This is a genomic window from Pedobacter sp. BAL39, assembly GCF_000170795.1.
Lineage (GTDB): Bacteria > Bacteroidota > Bacteroidia > Sphingobacteriales > Sphingobacteriaceae > Pedobacter.
Map to the genome: position 1 here is coordinate 125,186 of NZ_ABCM01000016.1, position 15,500 is coordinate 140,685.

A 15,500-nucleotide genomic window follows, 5' to 3' on the forward strand; every position below is an offset into this window, starting at 1 on the left:
GATGAAAAAGATATTAATTGTTGAAGATGAATTTATAGTTGCACACGACCTGTCGGTGATCCTAAGCAATGCAGGGTACCATGTAACGGGCATTGCAGATTCGGTGAAGCGTGCCTTAGCGATGCTGGAGCAGGAACCTGCCGACCTGGTGTTGCTCGACATCTACCTGAAGGGAAAGCTGACGGGCATCGACCTGGCAAGGACACTGATGAAACTGGAGATCCCCTTTATTTACGTTTCCGCCAACTCCAACGAAAAGGTTATGGAAGCGGTGAAGCCTACCCTTCCCTATGGTTTTATCATTAAGCCCTACCGCGAGAAAGATGTATTACTCAGCATAGACATCGCCAGCTACCGCAGCAACCATAGCCGTAGCATGAAGGCCGATACTAAAGTGCATCAAGCAGGATTCAGTGACATGATCGGCGGAAGTCCGGCATTGCACAAGCTGCAGGATCAGCTGATGGCAGTTGCGCCTACCGACACTGCGGTGTTGATTACAGGAGAGAGTGGCACCGGGAAAGAGATCATTGCACGTCACCTGCACCGTCTGTCCGGCAGAAGCAAGGAGCAGATGATTGCAGTCAACTGTGCTGCACTACCTGCCGAGCTCATTGAGTCGATTTTGTTTGGTCACGAAAAAGGCGCTTTTACAGATGCCGTTCAGACAAAAATCGGCAAATTCGAGGAAGCCAGTGGCGGCACGCTGTTCCTGGATGAGATCGGCGAGATGCCCTTCGACCTGCAGGCGAAGCTGCTCAGGGTACTTCAGGAGCAGGAGATTGAACGTGTGGGCGGCAGTCGGCCCATTCCTGTCGACCTCAGGATCATTGCTGCAACCAACCTGCAGCTGGAGCGGGAGATTGCCCGCGGAAGGTTCAGGCTGGACCTTTTCTACAGATTAAACGTCTTTCCACTCCAGGTACCTTCACTGAGGGAGCGACGTACAGACATCCCACTGCTGGTGGCGCACTTCATCCAGAAACACGCAACGAAGGCAGGCAGGCAGATCGATGGGACCACCGATGGTTTCATGGCCCAGCTGATGCGCTACGACTGGCCAGGTAACATCCGCGAGCTGGAGCATGTGCTGCTGCGCAGCATTCTTCTGAGCAGAACAGGCATGCTGGAAGAAGGACTGCTGGAACTGAAGCTGGACGACGTCTCAGGGGAAAGCCCTGCAGTAGTAAAAACCATTGCTGAAAACGAAAGAGACCATATTGTGGAGGTCCTGCAGCGCTGTAAGTGGAAGATTGCCGGCGCAGGTGGAGCTGCCGACCTGCTCGGGATCCCTCCAACCACGCTGAACTCCAAAATGAGGAAATTGGGTATCAGGCGATAAGGATTTTATCTTTCGTAAATTGACGAAATAGCGTAAACAAAAAAATCACAGCACAGCACGCAAATAACTATAAATAAACAAGTTAATTTCTGGCGTTCTTATTGAACAGATAAAACGCTGGCTACAAGACCGTTCTCAATGTACCTAAGTCTGATTGGATGGGTCAACATTAATAGTTTGCAAAACAGAAGATGAAGAAAAAAATCCTAATTGTAGAAGATGAATTTATTGTGGCAAATGACCTTAGGATCATGTTGGAACGTTCGGGCTACCAGGTATGTGGCATTGCGCCTTCAGTAGCGAAAGCCCTGGAACTGATTGAACTGAAGCAACCGAACTGGATCCTGTTGGATATCTTTCTGCAGGGCGACAAAACAGGTATCGACCTCGCCGGTCAGCTGACAGATATGGGCATCCCTTTCATCTACATTTCCGCAAACACCAACCAGGGAATTCTGGAAGCAGCAAAGGCAACCCTGCCTTACGGCTTCCTGGTGAAGCCCTTCCGCGAAAAAGACCTGCTGGTGATGCTGGATATTGCACAATATCGCCATGACCAGCACCTGAAATATAACCACAATGAAGCTCCAGGCTTTCAGAAACAGGTAGAACATATTGTCGGCAAACAGGAAACGACAGCCGAAAAGATAAAACAACTGGCCTCAGCCATGCAGTCGCTGCTGCCTTACGATTTTTTATGGGTCACCAGATCCTCACGTCGGGGAGCTGCCGGAGACCTCAACCTGTTCCGCTACGACAGTCAGCATTACAAGTCATATAGCAGCGAGGAGTTGCAGGCAGACATGGAGCTGAGTCAGCGGGACTTCAAGCTATGGAACAGCAAGGCACTGGTTTTCGACGGGAAAGCCATCTTCAATGGTTACGAATTCCGGAAGCTAAGAATGGAGAATGAATGGATCAAAGTACTTTCCGATCATTTCAGCCTGGAATCGGCCCTGGTGGTTGAGCTGAAATGCGAGGAAGAGCCTTTCCAGTTTATTTTCTTCAGTACCATTGCCGACCTCTACACGAAGGTGCACCAGGGCATTGTGAATCAGTTTCATAAAAGCCTTGCACTGATCGCACAGGATATTTTTTACAATAAACGGGAAATTTCCGTTGCAGCAGCAGAGCCAAAACCACAGCCGCTGAAAGAGGTGCAGGTTCCTTTGGAAAGCGACTTCCATGGCATCATCGGACAGAGCTCCCTGCTGAAAGACGTGTTCCGCAAGATCCAGCTGGTAGCAGCCGATGATACATCCGTGCTTATCCTTGGTGAAAGTGGCACGGGAAAAGAACGCGTTGCCCATACGATACACAAGCTCTCGCCACGCAAGTCGAAACCTATGGTCACCGTTAACTGCGCTGCATTGCCACTGACACTCATTGAATCAGAGCTTTTCGGGCATGAAAAAGGTGCCTTTACGGGGGCAAATGACAAACGGATCGGTAAGTTTGAGCAGGCTGACGGCGGCTCCATCTTTCTGGATGAGATCGGCGAGCTCCCCCTGGAGGCACAGGTAAAACTACTCCGCGTCCTGCAGGAAAAGGAGATCGAGCGTCTTGGCGGCAACGGCACCAAAAAGATCAACGTGAGGATCATTACGGCAACTAACAGAAACCTGGAAAAGGAAGTTGCGGAGGGCCGCTTCCGCCTGGACTTATACTACCGCCTGAATGTTTTTCCTATCGAGCTACCCTCCTTACGCCAGCGCAAGGAGGACATCCCACTCCTTAGCCATCATTTCATCAAAAAGTACAGCAAAAATGCTTCAGCACAGATCGGCGGTGTGTCGGCGGCGTCTATGGAAGAGCTACAGCAGTACGACTGGCCGGGCAACATCCGCGAGCTGGAACACCTCATTGAACGTAGTGTACTTCTGTCCAAAGAAGAGGAGATCACCACCATCATCGTTCCTACCACTACCCCTTCACTGGCAGGCAGCAACTCCGGAGAGTTCAGGATCAAGACCATGGAGGAGATGGAACGCGATCACATCCTCAGCATCCTGAAGATGTGTAAGGGAAAGGTTTTTGGACCAGGAGGAGCCGCAGAAATACTCAACATGCCTTCAACAACACTGAACTCAAAGATCAAAAAGCTCGGCATTAAATACGAATACATCAAATAGCTGTATATTTGGGCTTCCCCAAACAGAGGTTATGTTGAAGATTAAAAGAAGTGTGCTGGGATTGGTCCTGATGTTTATTATTCCACTACCCGGCTTTGGGCAGACAGACCTGAAACATTCACTGACGGAATTACTGAAACTGCTGGAGCAGAACAAGGGGAAGGAAGACTACATTACCTACGCCAATGCGCTCAGCAACTTTTATGCATACAATAAGATTGGCAACAAACAGAACCTGGACTCGGCCATATATTACGCAAACCTCGCCATTGGCCTGAGCAAGGCCTTCCCCCAGAGCCGGACTTATGGGCGCAGCCTGCTGAGCCTTGCCAGGGCAAAGTTAAAATTATCCGAGCCAGGCTATGTGCTCCACAACATCAACGCCATTTTACCGCAGACAAAAGTCCAGCTGCTCACGGAAACCGGTGCATACTACCTGTACAAACCAGGTGAAGAAAAAAGTGACCTCGATAGTGCCTTTCTATTGCTCAACAGCGCTGTAAAACTCAGCACCAACTATAACCTTAAGTTTATGGGCAATGCTGCCCGGGTGTACCTGGCAGACATCATCGAAGAGCGTATGGACCACGTCCATTCCAAGCTCAGCTTTATTGCGCTGATTGACAAGTGCCTGAAAGAAGGCGACTTTGAAAATGCCGCCGCCGCCAGTTCGCGACTTGGGGACCACCTGGAACTTGGCGAGGAGAAACTGAGCTACTACCATAAAGCATCCTCTTATTTCCAGCAAAGCGGCAATAAAGAAGCTTACGTTGGGATGGAGAAGGCCATTGCCGATGTCCAGATCAATATGGGGCAGCTCGATGCAGGTGAAAAGGCTTTGTCGCGCGTATTGCAGCTATACAAAAAGATGGGTTATAAAAACCTGCAGTTTACCTACGACCTGCTTTCTTCGGCGAACCTGTTTCAGGGCAAGTTGAAAAACGCCCTTACGAACTGTATCCTGGCCATTGAATATATGGAGCAGACCGGTAGTGATGCTTCAAAGGGTTATTTCCTGGGCAACCTCGGTAACATTTACGCCGAGTTGGGGAACACAAAAGAAAGCGTAAAAGCCTTCCAGGGTTCACTGGAAGCCATGGAGTACCAGAATAGCGACGTAAAACTCTCCAGCCTGAAGTCCCTCTCCGATCAGCTCATCCGCCAGCACCACCTGAAAGAGGTATTGTCGCTCAGTAACCTTTATGCTGCCAAGCAGCTCCGGCCGGTCAGCAAGGTGTTACTGGCCACCATCAGGGGCAACACCTACAATGCGATGAAGGACTATAAAAAGGCCTTGAAGTTCTACCTGGAGATGATCCATTGGGAAAGCGTGATGCCCAGGAACTTTTTCCATTCCGCAGAGAGCTTTTACACCATTGCAGCGTTCTATACCCAGCAGCGCGATTACCACAATGCTTCCATCTATTTCAATAAGGTGCTGGCTTTACCAAGAGGAAGCTTTCCCATCTCTAAAATCAGCAACACCTACCTGTATCTGTACAAGGCAGACTCCGCAAGAAATGACCTGACCTCAGCATTAAATCACTACAAGCGCTACAAAGCCATAAACGACTCATTGTTAACAGCAAAAGGTAACCGGAACATGCAGGAAATGCTGGTGCGGTATCAGGCAGAGCAGAAGGAGAAAGACAACGAGCTGCTCAGAAAAGAAAATACACTTCAGGTGGTCAGCAGGCAAAAGGCAGAGTGGATTGCGAAGGTGACAGCGATCAGCCTGATTGCTTTTGCAGCCATCATCGGTTTGCTTTTTTACAGTTACCGCAGCAGGAAGAAGGCCAATCAACAGCTACTCTCCCATCAGAAAGAGATCATGATGAAAAATGATACATTGGAAAACCTGATCCGCCGACAATCGAAATTACTGACGGAGAAGGAATGGCTGATTAAGGAAATCCACCACCGGACAAAAAACAACCTGCAGGTAATTACGAGCCTGCTGAACGCGCAGACCAGTTTTCTAAGTGACAAATCGGCGCTGGCAGCACTTAAGGACAGTCAGAACAGGATCCAGTCGATCTCACTTATCCATCAGAAGTTGTTCCAGACCGAGCACGTTGCCTCTGTAAATATGAAAGATTACATCACAGAGCTGATGAAGTTTCTTTGTGATACCTTTCATGTCAACCAAAAGATCAGGTTTAACTTTGACCTTGCAGAAATAGAACTCAACGTGATCCAGGCCATCCCATTGGGGCTCATCATCAATGAAGGCATCACCAACATCATCAAATATGCTTTTCCGGAAAACCAGGTGGGCTCGGTAACCATCGAACTGCAGGAAGAGGATACGCTGAACTACCGGCTGATGATTGCTGACGATGGCATTGGGCTTCCTCCAGATGTTGACTTCAGCGGCAACAAAAGCCTGGGGTTCACCTTAATGAGTGGACTCGGTGGGCAAATTGGCGGCAGCCTCCAGATACAATCGGAGGCTGGCGTCCGCATCAGGTTATCTTTTCCAAAGGTACTCCCGGATGAAGACTAGTGTTTATTATTTTTCCTTGCAATTTTAGTATCGGAAAGGTCGAGCTGCATTTCCTGCTTGCGGATCACCTCGTCGCTGTAGATACGCTCTTTGCGGATCTTAAACAACTCCCGGCGCTGGATGTGGTACAAATCGATGAGCACCTCATTGTAAACGTCCATCTCAGCAGATTCTATTTCTTCACATTCCATAGACTGCAGTCGGTCTGAAACATGGCTCAACCGCGTGTTCAAATCATTTTTCAAGGACTGTATCAGGTCTATACTCATTGTTTGATCCGAATAATGTTCTTCCAGGCGTTTCAATGAAACTTCAATGAGCCTGGCCTTGATGCTGGCTTCCTGCTGCCCTTCCGGAGCTATAGGATCGATCTCAGACAGTTTGATGGTCTTCACCAGGAAAGGAAGTGTAAGCCCCTGGAAGACAAGCGTCACAAGAATAACCACGAACGTGATGAAGATGATCAGGTTCCGGTGAGGGAAAGCAACCCCCTCGGAGATGGTCAGTGGAAGTGACAATGCTGCCGCGAGAGATACCACCCCGCGCATGCCCGCCCAGCCAATCACCAGAGGACCTTTCCAGCCCGGAGCGACTTCCTTACGGCGGATTTTGCTGGACAACCACCGTGGGATGAAGGCTGCTGGATAAATCCACAATACGCGGATCACAATCACGACGGCACTGATCAGCAATCCGTAACCCCAGGCTTCAGTGAGGGAGTATCCCTCCAGGCCATCGACGATTACAGGCAATTCCAGGCCGATCAGAATAAACACCAGACCGTTGAGGATGACAACCAGAGTTGACCACACGTTTATCGTCTGGAGCCGGCTTTGGCCATCACTGAAGATCTCATGCGAACGATAGGACAGGAAAAGCCCCCCACTGACTACAGCCATGACACCCGAAAACTCAAAGTGTTCCGCAACGAGGTACATAAAATATGGGGCGATGAGCGTGAAGGCCGCGTCGATGCTCGGCGTAGTGGGCAGAAAACGATGGATGACATAAAACAGATGCGCAATGGCCAGGCCGATGGTCACCCCCATGACGGTACTCACAAAGAACTCCACAGTAGCCTCACCAAGAGAAAATTGTCCTGTGGTGACGGCAACCAGGGCGAAGCGCAGCACGATTAAACTCGACGCATCATTAACCAGGCTCTCACCCTCCAGAATCGTATTTATACGTTTGGGAATCTGGATGTTCTTAAGGACGGATGTGGCAGCAATGGCATCCGGAGGAGAAACAATGCCACCCAGCAGAAAGCCCATCGCCATGGTAAATCCTGGAATCATGCTGTTGGAAAGGAACGCGACGATACCAGAAGTAAATATGACCAGTCCGAATGCCAGCAGGCTGATGGGCCGCTTCCATCTCCAGAAATCGTTCCAGGAGGTGTACCACGCTGCTTCATACAACAGAGGTGGCAGAAAGATCAGGAAGATCATGTCGGGATCTATAGTGATGACCGGTATCCCTGGTATAAAGCTGATGGCAAGACCGGCGAGCACCAAAAATATGGGATAGCTGATCTTCACTTTCTGGGCAAGCATGATGAGCAAAAATGCGGCAGACAACAAGATTAAAAACTGGAGTAAAATGTAATGCATAGGTATGTGGTGGTTAGTGTTTGTGCTTCAACAAACACACCAAAAGTACAAATCATTATTCAACAGTGTATTGCGTTATAAAAAACACAAATACAAAAATCATGGTTAACGAAATAAAGTGATTTTACGACAGGTAGCGTGTTTTAAGGGATCGACCAATATTCAGGCTGATGAAAATAATCTTCTTGATGAAAAGGAGTCAAATATTTTTTGTTCACCATAATGACTAAAAATCCCAAGATTGAAAGGGAGTTGGAATTTGATTAATGGTTTGATTAATAGATTCGGGCTCGGGCTTTAAACATTAATCTACACCAAAGGTCATCTTTCGATGGCCCTCAGTGTAGATTAATGTATTATTATGTGTTGCAAATATATAAAGGTCCATTATTCGAATCAAGTTGTAAAATACAACCTTTTTTTGATGGCGTTACCTTGACAAATAATATCTGAGAAGAAGCGATATCAATATTGTAGCAACTACAAATACGATCTTACCTCTTAGTGACATACCGGGTAGAAACTTGTTTCTCATGGAACTAATATAGTCACTAAATTATATCTTCTCTGTATGGAACCGGTGATCGTAAAGTTTAGCGAAGAGGTGATATGGACAGTGACAGACTTGTACTTGAAACACATGGGACACGCTCCATCACCTGATCAGCTCGATGAGCACCTGAAACAGATAGCAGAGTCCACGCATAAGGAACTGTATGCAGTTTATGTTGTGACTACGATTGAGCCTTTTCGAGTAATAGTAATGTTGGATAGGCAACTACCATTTGGCCGGTAGTTTGAAAATACCGAAGGCTATCTTTGCAGACAGCCTTCGATAGGAGATATTACTGATACACGGCATGGTTTGCTTTTTAAAGCATTTTGATGCCTTTTAGAATTTCAATAATGTGTTCTTTAGCTGTAGTCTCATCACCTTTTGGAAATTCGAGCATACCACAAACTGTGTAAGTGTAATTATCATTTACAGCATAGAAAAAATAATAATTTTTCTCCCCTCCTTCAGCTCTTGAAACTAGAGTGTTGATACCATTTATTTTGGATATCGTTGTCTGAGAATAGCTGTTGTTAGGGAAGTATCGCTTCCTACGATTTTCAATTCCCGTTTTTTTGTCTGAGAGAAACAGCTTGTTTTGTTTCATCGAGGTATATGTCAGAGAAAAATTATGATTATCATATTGGTAATCTCCCTTAGGTATACTGACTGTTCCGTCACTATTTGCTGTTCGTGAATAAGAAACTGGATTCTTGGTAACCTCTGCAGGTAATGTTATGTCTGCTTGAGTGGTTTTTATTTTTATCTGCGTAAATCCTGCTAAGCTCACGAAGATGGAGAGAATTGTTATAGCGATTGTCTTTTTCATATTTTTGTTTTTAACAGCCTGTTTTTTTTACTGTACCAGTTACATTACCTTGTTGTGAGTTGATTTCAATGTATTTGAATAGTATTGAACCGTCCTTTTTGAATAAATTAATTGAGTTACCTAGTTTACCTTTTAAAGCATATTCGGTAGCTTCCGCTTCAGTTGATAAAGGATGATCAGCTAGATATTTATTTGCTAATGCATTGAATTCATTGATGAATTTTGTTGGATTAGTAGCATATCTTGTTTCATATATACCCTTCAATAATCCCCAGTCTGCAATAGTAAGAGTATATTGTTGACCAGTAGAACTGATAGTTGTAAGTGATGCATGTTGCTTATAAAAAGCTATATCACTACTGCTTCCCCCCGCTAAGCCAGGCAATGTAAGATTTCTTAGAAGTTCAAATGCATCAAGCGGAGAAGGAGCGGTTCCATCTGGATGATAGTGTGAAAACCCGGTTGAATAACCATCTTGACTATTCCAGGTGAAATTTGCTTCGAAATATTGCGCTCCTCCCGCCCTAGTGTTAGTATATTTATAATCGCCATCAACCAAAGTATTCAATTTTTCGTCGGCTCCAAATTCCCGCGGTGGGACAGACATGTTACCTGCATTTCTAATGTTGTTGTTTTGGTCAGTTATGTTCGGGTTACTTGCATTATTAATTACTTCAGTGACTCTATCACAAGGATCCTCTTTTGGTGGATTGGGCTCTGGATTCATCGGGTTGTTGGGATCATTTGGGTCACCTGGTGTACCGCCACCGCCGCTACCGGGATCGTTTGGATTGTTTGGATCGTTTGGATTTGTTGGATCAGTTGTTGACTTTGGAGTGCAAATAACGTCATATTCAATCACCGTTACATCTTGTGGAAGAACATCCAGTCCACCGTAAGTATTATATGGGGGTAGCTGAGCCACCTCATTAAAAGATTGAGCAATAATGTTTTTTGTCTGATTAGCAATGTAGCTTTCTGAATCATGAAAACTTATAAAATTTACATCTACAAAAAAAATACCGGGAAATGTCAGATTTAGATTATATTGTAATTTTTGTCTAAATTCAATCTTTAGCTGAGTTGTCACCCAATCAGGGACTCCATGGTTGGCATAATTGAACTTGTAATCCATAAAACCAGAACAGCTTTCTGGGCCATCATTGACTGCAGAAATGGTTGCATTGTTTTTTAGCCGTTGGACGCTGGATACTTTACCTTTTTCCGCTTGTTCTTTTTTCGCTTGTTCTGCGTAATAAGCAAATCGTCCGGTTGTTTCGATAACATAAGTTTTAAGTTCATCTTTTTTGCAGGAGTTTATCACTGCGAGCGTTAATAATACTGCTGATAGGGCTATCAGCTTAATAGAGAGCTTCATAAAGTTATAATTGTGATTTCGTTAAAAATTTCACAATTATAGGAAAGTTAAATAACAAGTCAAATTTAATTCACATAATTTAACAATTTGGTTTTTGTTGTAATCTGTTAGCTTCTGATTTATTGAGAGTTTCATATATCCCATACCTCCTCCTGAGCAATGGTATATCCGTACTTCAGCAGCATCTCCTTCATTTTGTCCTCTGAAATCGATTCCCCAGACTTAAGTCGGATCTTCCAGCTGGATACAGTGGACCGTTCTACACCAAGCTTTTTGTAAACACCGCGTTCCTGCAGCATAGCCTCGAAGGCTGCGCGCCTTCCTGTTATCTGCATATCCAGTAAATGATAAGTCCCACAATTGCTACCAGTGGGATGATCTCCCACCATCCGAAGCTCCAGGTCTTATCGACGTGCAACTCAGCTTCCTCACCTTTAATCCAGGCTTTTACATAGCCTATCAATTCTTTGATCATAATTTTGCGTAACTTTAAACAAAGGAAGAACCGGGAGCCTAGCCCCCGGTTGGTCTTTAGAAGATGATCAGCTTAACAATTAACCTGATCAGACCTCTTACCGATTTGAATGTTGATTTGAACCTAACATCAAATCCTTTCTTTGTGATGGTTATCTTTACTATGTACCAAATACACAAAAAGTTTGCGTATTTGCAAAGTTTTTATGTATTTTTTCTGGTTATTTTTTGATCATCAGGACAGGTTTAAAATCAAACACCTTCATTATCTTCGACATCAGATCCTCGAAATCTTCCTCTGTCTTTCTATATTGCTCCTTAGCAGTATTCATCTCTTCAATCTTTCTGCAAATAACGTTTTTTAGGATAAAAGCAAGTAAAATTGTAGTGATTATCCTGTCCTAATCGGATGATTTCAACAATCTCTTTGGATTCAATGAATTCACGAGGTGTATAATATTTTTGGTATCATGTAAATTATACATCCGGCATTATTCGCTTTCGTAGCAAGCCCAAGCTTGGTAGCTCGCTGAAGCGGCTACTGCAATTCTTTCCTTGCTCATAACTATAAGTTTACTGTGTCAAAAATACTAATAAATTTAGCGCCCACAATTTTAACTTAAAATTATCCGACAATGTATAGCATTGTCAAAACAGCCTCTTCATCCCGGAATACCATCCTGGTAATTTTGGGGGTTATTCTAAAAGTAGCCACTTTAAGGATAACCTCCAATCATCACACGTGCTCCATGCGAAAGTGGTGAGACTGGACGCGGAGCTTAAGGAGATGAGAGCTTTAGTAGAGCAGATACTTAAAAAGTTGAATTGATTGAAAATATAGATTACGAACAATCTAAAGCAATACAAATAAATCGGACACCATATTGACACCAAAAATAAGAACGGCTTACAAATCATTGTAAGCCGTAACAGTGCCCGAAGAGAGACTCGAACTCTCAAGGATTGTACTCCAACGGCTTCTGAGACCGCAACGTTTACCAATTTCGCCATCCGGGCAAAAACAGCTAAGCGTTTTTTTCTGCACTGTGGTGCGAATGTAAGTAAATCCTCTCGTATGAAAAAATTATAGATGAATTTTAAGCCACTATTTTCTTAACTTTTCTGCTAACCACATTATAATAAGCAATTTAAAATTTCACCTAATTTCATCGTCCTGACAGGGGTTTACCCAGATGGTTTTGTTTTAATGTGAAGACAGTCCCTGTAGCCATTTTGAAAAGCACTGCTGCTGACAGCCGCAGAGGCCAGTAAATCCGGCATCTTCAAAAGTATACCACAGCTTAAACCACCCGGTACAAAAGCTGAATCACTGTATGTCGTTACCCCTGAATTGCTGAAATTTGGTTAAACGACAGGAAAAAAAACGGTATATCGTGGATAAGCAAGGCGAGAAAAATACATCAACAAACTCATTTACAACTACATAAACCATTCGGCACGATTTTTCAATGTAAGAATTAAGCATATTGTTCCACCACTAACTGATACCTGGTCATGAAAATTAATCTCTTCCTCACGATTACTGCCATCTGCATACTGTATTCGATGGTCAACATTTACCGCAGAAGCAGGCTTCAGATGCCCGTTAGACCTTCGGTTGTAACCTCTGCAAATCGATTAACACCTTAGCCGGACACCATCTGCTGTTAAACCATAAACTGCTGCCCCTAACCATAACCTATATGAAAACCGAACAATTTAACCTGATGATCAACCAGCATGCGACCGCCTTGAGGGCTTTTGCGATGAAATATACCAATGACCATGATGATGCAAAGGACCTGGTGCAGGACACGATGCTCAAAGCCTTGAAATATTGCGAACAATTTGAGCAGGGCAGCAATCTCCAGAGCTGGCTTTTTGCGATCATGAAGAATACATTCATCAATAACTTCCGGAGAAATTCCAGGAAAAATGCGTTGATATATGCTCCTGATGCAGCCGACTTCCCGCTGTTCATGAGAGGTATGGCTAGTTATCCCTGCGAATATAAATTTGTGATGCAGGACATCAAAAAAGCAATCAGCAACATCCCTACCATCTATTCAACCGCCTTTGTCCGCTATTTTGAGGGATACAAATATTATGAGATTGCTGAAGAGCTGAACATTCCAATTGGAACAGTGAAGACCAGGATTCACGAGGCGCGGAGGATGTTGCGGTTGCAGCTGCAGACTTATCGGGTGAGCCTCAACTGATCCGGATATACGGGTCAATGTAATTTTCAACGCATTATATCACAAACAGTTGTAACAGCCCCAGCGTTCACTTTATTAGATGTACATTGAGCTTTATGAATACAATCGCCTTAACAATTTATGGCCTGCAGGTCGGTCTTTCTGAAATTATGCTACTGGCCCTCGGGGCCTTTGTGATTTTTCTGATCCTAAGGAACCTGATCCTTTATCAATTCCGGCCACAGGCCGACTGATGCACTCAAGACACTAAGAATGGTGTCTGCTGGCTTCCAACTCCACTATAAATGCCAATAGCTCCTTCTTTACGTGGAAGTGTATCTGATAAACCAGCGCATAGTAATCCGCCATTACGGTAAACAAGGACTCGATCTGCTGATCGAAGTAGAGGTTATTGTCGAAGTATGTCCAGTCGCTCAGGAGATACTCGTTCAGTCGGTTTCTCATGGCCTCATCAATGGCATCACCAGAAAGCGGACTATCCATCATGTACCTGATTTCTTCCTTGAAGGGTCCCTCCTGCTCTTTCAGCTGCTTTATATTTGCGGGCATCTGGTCAAAGGGCGTTGAAACGTGCATGAAAGAGGTTGCTTCAGCCAGTTGAGCGTAGCGGCTGCGTTGAATTTCCAGTCTTGTACCAACCGACTGGTAAGCCAATGATTTCTCTTTAAACCCTTGCAGATTACCTGTACGAATGGCAGTATTGAGGGTCTGGAAAAAGAACGTTTCATCTTTCTCCTTTAAAAACTGTTCATGAACATCAATCTCTTTTTCCAAAAAAACGATCAACATCCGTGCATCTGCTGCGGCGTACTTCTGCCCGTCATAATCGAAGGTTTCCACTTCCAGCGTGCCTGCTGCGATTCTTTCAAGTACCTCCTTGTCATTATTGGCATTGTTCAACGCATTGAGCTGGCCCAGGGTCTTATCGTCCAGCATCTCTTCGATAGCCAACGGTTCAGTGGAGATCGATGGTTCAGTGGCTATCGGCTGGGTGATAAAATCTGCATCTGAAAATCCGATGTAAGGATTTCTTTGGTCAAAGTATCTGTTGTATATCCCTGGATAGGCATTTTTCTCTTCCATACTCAGGAAGTCGTCAATAAACCCCTGGATCCCAAGTGATGTAGGCTGTCCGGTGTAGGTAACTTTATCAAACAGGTCTGCAGTAATCTGCTCCTGTAGTTGCTGCCTGTTTGCCAGCAAATCAATGGCAATAGCGCCCTCACTGTTCTTTGCCGGGAAGTTAAGGCTGGTCAGGCGCGCCACCCTTTCTTCAGTGCTGGGGTGTGAGGACCACTGGTCGTTCAGCACCAGTTTTGTCTTTTTGACCTTTCTATATACATCCAGGGATACATCCGGGAGGCCATTCTTAAGTGGAAGACCTTCATTTTTGGCGATGTTGCCAATGACAAACTGCTGCTGAGGGTAGAAATTACCGGTTTTCTGCAGTGCAGTTATTTTATCATTATAATAGTCAAAAACTATGGAGAGCGACTGGTCGGCAAGTTCGAGTCTCAATAGAGAAGTCACCAGTGGCCCCGAACCAGTAACACTGGCGGCGACGGCATCGGCATGAAATTCCATCTCCCTTGACAAGGCCATATAGTTGAGGTTGAGCACCCTATACACCTTCATCAGCACATATTGGATGCCCCGGACGACGAGGATGGCCCCTTTGGCAAAAACGCCAAAGTAAGAGCTCATGTTAGACCACCTGTTGAGCAATGATCCATAGCTGTCATTGTCGTATAACATGTTGTAGATGACCTTATTTACGTTATATACATAACTACCTACTTTCATGCTGCGCTGTGAAAAATGCCCGAATTCATGAGCGAGAATGGCTTTCAGCTCTGTGACAGACACCGCATTCATCAATCCCATACCGATCTGGAGGTTCTTTCGAACGGGAAAAAACATACTCCAGAAATTGGAATCGTAAAAAACCGAGGCGTTGACGTCAGAAGAAAGGTATACCCTTTTCGGGAAAGTCGTACCCACCTCCCTGACGATGTCATGAATCAAACTGAACAATTCAGGCTGCTGCTCCTTATTGATTTCCATCAGGTGGCTACGGTCAACCTTTGTAGGGCTACTGAAGACAAACTTAATCAGAAAAAAGAAAATGAGCAGCCCCATTGCGACAAAGCCCAGACCAAGCATGATGGTCACAAACATGACCTGCAGTGCAATCAGGCCATACGCTGCCAGCCCGCACAAGAAGATCACACCAACACCAAGGATGACCAGAATGATGTAGGTGATCAGAAACAGGATGATGGAGAGTACAGATCGTACCGCCATCTTCCTGAAATTCTCAGAAACTTTCAGTGCACTAGTTTGCATACAATCGCTTTTTCTGGCAAGATAAATAGAATCCTTTAAATTATATTTGTCCCAGCAATCATATATGTCCATATTTAAAGAAATTTCCGACACCTACAAGCAATCTTT

The 15,500-nt window shown here is 45.0% G+C and carries 11 protein-coding genes and 1 tRNA gene; 5 read left to right on the plus strand and 7 right to left on the minus strand.

Features of this window, described 5'->3' with window-relative positions:
* Position 1 precedes the first annotated feature (1 nt).
* The 3 genes from PBAL39_RS18450 (at position 2) to PBAL39_RS18460 (ending at position 5,980) form a co-directional block, all read left to right on the plus strand.
* Entirely contained in the window at positions 2 to 1,342 is a 1,341-nt protein-coding gene (locus tag PBAL39_RS18450) for a sigma-54 dependent transcriptional regulator (protein WP_008244333.1), read from the plus strand.
* A 191-nt stretch (positions 1,343 to 1,533) separates the two neighbouring features.
* Positions 1,534 to 3,474: a sigma 54-interacting response regulator gene (locus tag PBAL39_RS18455; RefSeq protein WP_008244334.1), complete on the plus strand. Its 1,941-nt coding sequence runs from the start codon at positions 1,534 to 1,536 to the stop codon at positions 3,472 to 3,474.
* Positions 3,475 to 3,505: 31 nt separating this feature from the next.
* On the plus strand, positions 3,506 to 5,980 hold the full coding sequence (locus tag PBAL39_RS18460) for a sensor histidine kinase (protein WP_008244335.1): 2,475 nt from the start codon (positions 3,506 to 3,508) through the stop codon (positions 5,978 to 5,980).
* Here the strand turns inward: PBAL39_RS18460 and PBAL39_RS18465 are convergent.
* The 6 genes from PBAL39_RS18465 to PBAL39_RS18490 form a co-directional block, all read right to left on the minus strand.
* Positions 5,977 to 7,593: a Na+/H+ antiporter gene (locus PBAL39_RS18465; RefSeq protein WP_008244336.1), complete on the minus strand. Its 1,617-nt coding sequence runs from the start codon at positions 7,591 to 7,593 to the stop codon at positions 5,977 to 5,979. The two genes, PBAL39_RS18460 and PBAL39_RS18465, sit on opposite strands and share 4 nt — an antisense overlap.
* A gap of 872 nt (positions 7,594 to 8,465) precedes the next feature.
* Entirely contained in the window at positions 8,466 to 8,975 is a 510-nt protein-coding gene (locus PBAL39_RS18475; RefSeq protein WP_008244338.1) for a hypothetical protein, read from the minus strand.
* Between the two features lie 10 nt (positions 8,976 to 8,985).
* Positions 8,986 to 10,353, minus strand: a complete 1,368-nt coding sequence (locus PBAL39_RS18480; RefSeq protein ID WP_008244340.1) for a hypothetical protein — start codon at positions 10,351 to 10,353, stop codon at positions 8,986 to 8,988.
* 131 nt (positions 10,354 to 10,484) lie between these two features.
* Positions 10,485 to 10,688 (minus strand): hypothetical protein, encoded by a 204-nt coding sequence (locus tag PBAL39_RS18485; RefSeq protein WP_008244342.1) that lies wholly within the window; start codon positions 10,686 to 10,688, stop codon positions 10,485 to 10,487.
* The gene (locus tag PBAL39_RS25435; RefSeq protein WP_008244344.1) at positions 10,679 to 10,828 is read right to left on the minus strand and encodes a hypothetical protein; all 150 of its coding nucleotides are present in this window, start codon (positions 10,826 to 10,828) and stop codon (positions 10,679 to 10,681) included. Before PBAL39_RS25435 ends, PBAL39_RS18485 begins: the two co-directional genes overlap by 10 nt.
* Positions 10,829 to 11,760: 932 nt before the next feature.
* Positions 11,761 to 11,844: transfer RNA gene (locus PBAL39_RS18490), tRNA-Leu, on the minus strand.
* Between the two features lie 686 nt (positions 11,845 to 12,530).
* On the opposite strand from PBAL39_RS18490, the gene PBAL39_RS18495 reads away from it, so the two are divergent.
* Together PBAL39_RS18495 and PBAL39_RS25440 are read left to right on the plus strand one after the other, a co-directional pair.
* Positions 12,531 to 13,046, plus strand: a complete 516-nt coding sequence (locus PBAL39_RS18495; RefSeq protein WP_008244350.1) for an RNA polymerase sigma factor — start codon at positions 12,531 to 12,533, stop codon at positions 13,044 to 13,046.
* A 95-nt stretch (positions 13,047 to 13,141) separates the two neighbouring features.
* Positions 13,142 to 13,279: a hypothetical protein gene (locus tag PBAL39_RS25440; RefSeq protein ID WP_008244352.1), complete on the plus strand. Its 138-nt coding sequence runs from the start codon at positions 13,142 to 13,144 to the stop codon at positions 13,277 to 13,279.
* Between the two features lie 13 nt (positions 13,280 to 13,292).
* On the opposite strand, the gene PBAL39_RS18500 is transcribed toward PBAL39_RS25440, so the two are convergent.
* The gene (locus PBAL39_RS18500) at positions 13,293 to 15,392 is read right to left on the minus strand and encodes a M48 family metalloprotease (RefSeq protein WP_157274103.1); all 2,100 of its coding nucleotides are present in this window, start codon (positions 15,390 to 15,392) and stop codon (positions 13,293 to 13,295) included.
* Positions 15,393 to 15,500 lie beyond the last annotated feature (108 nt).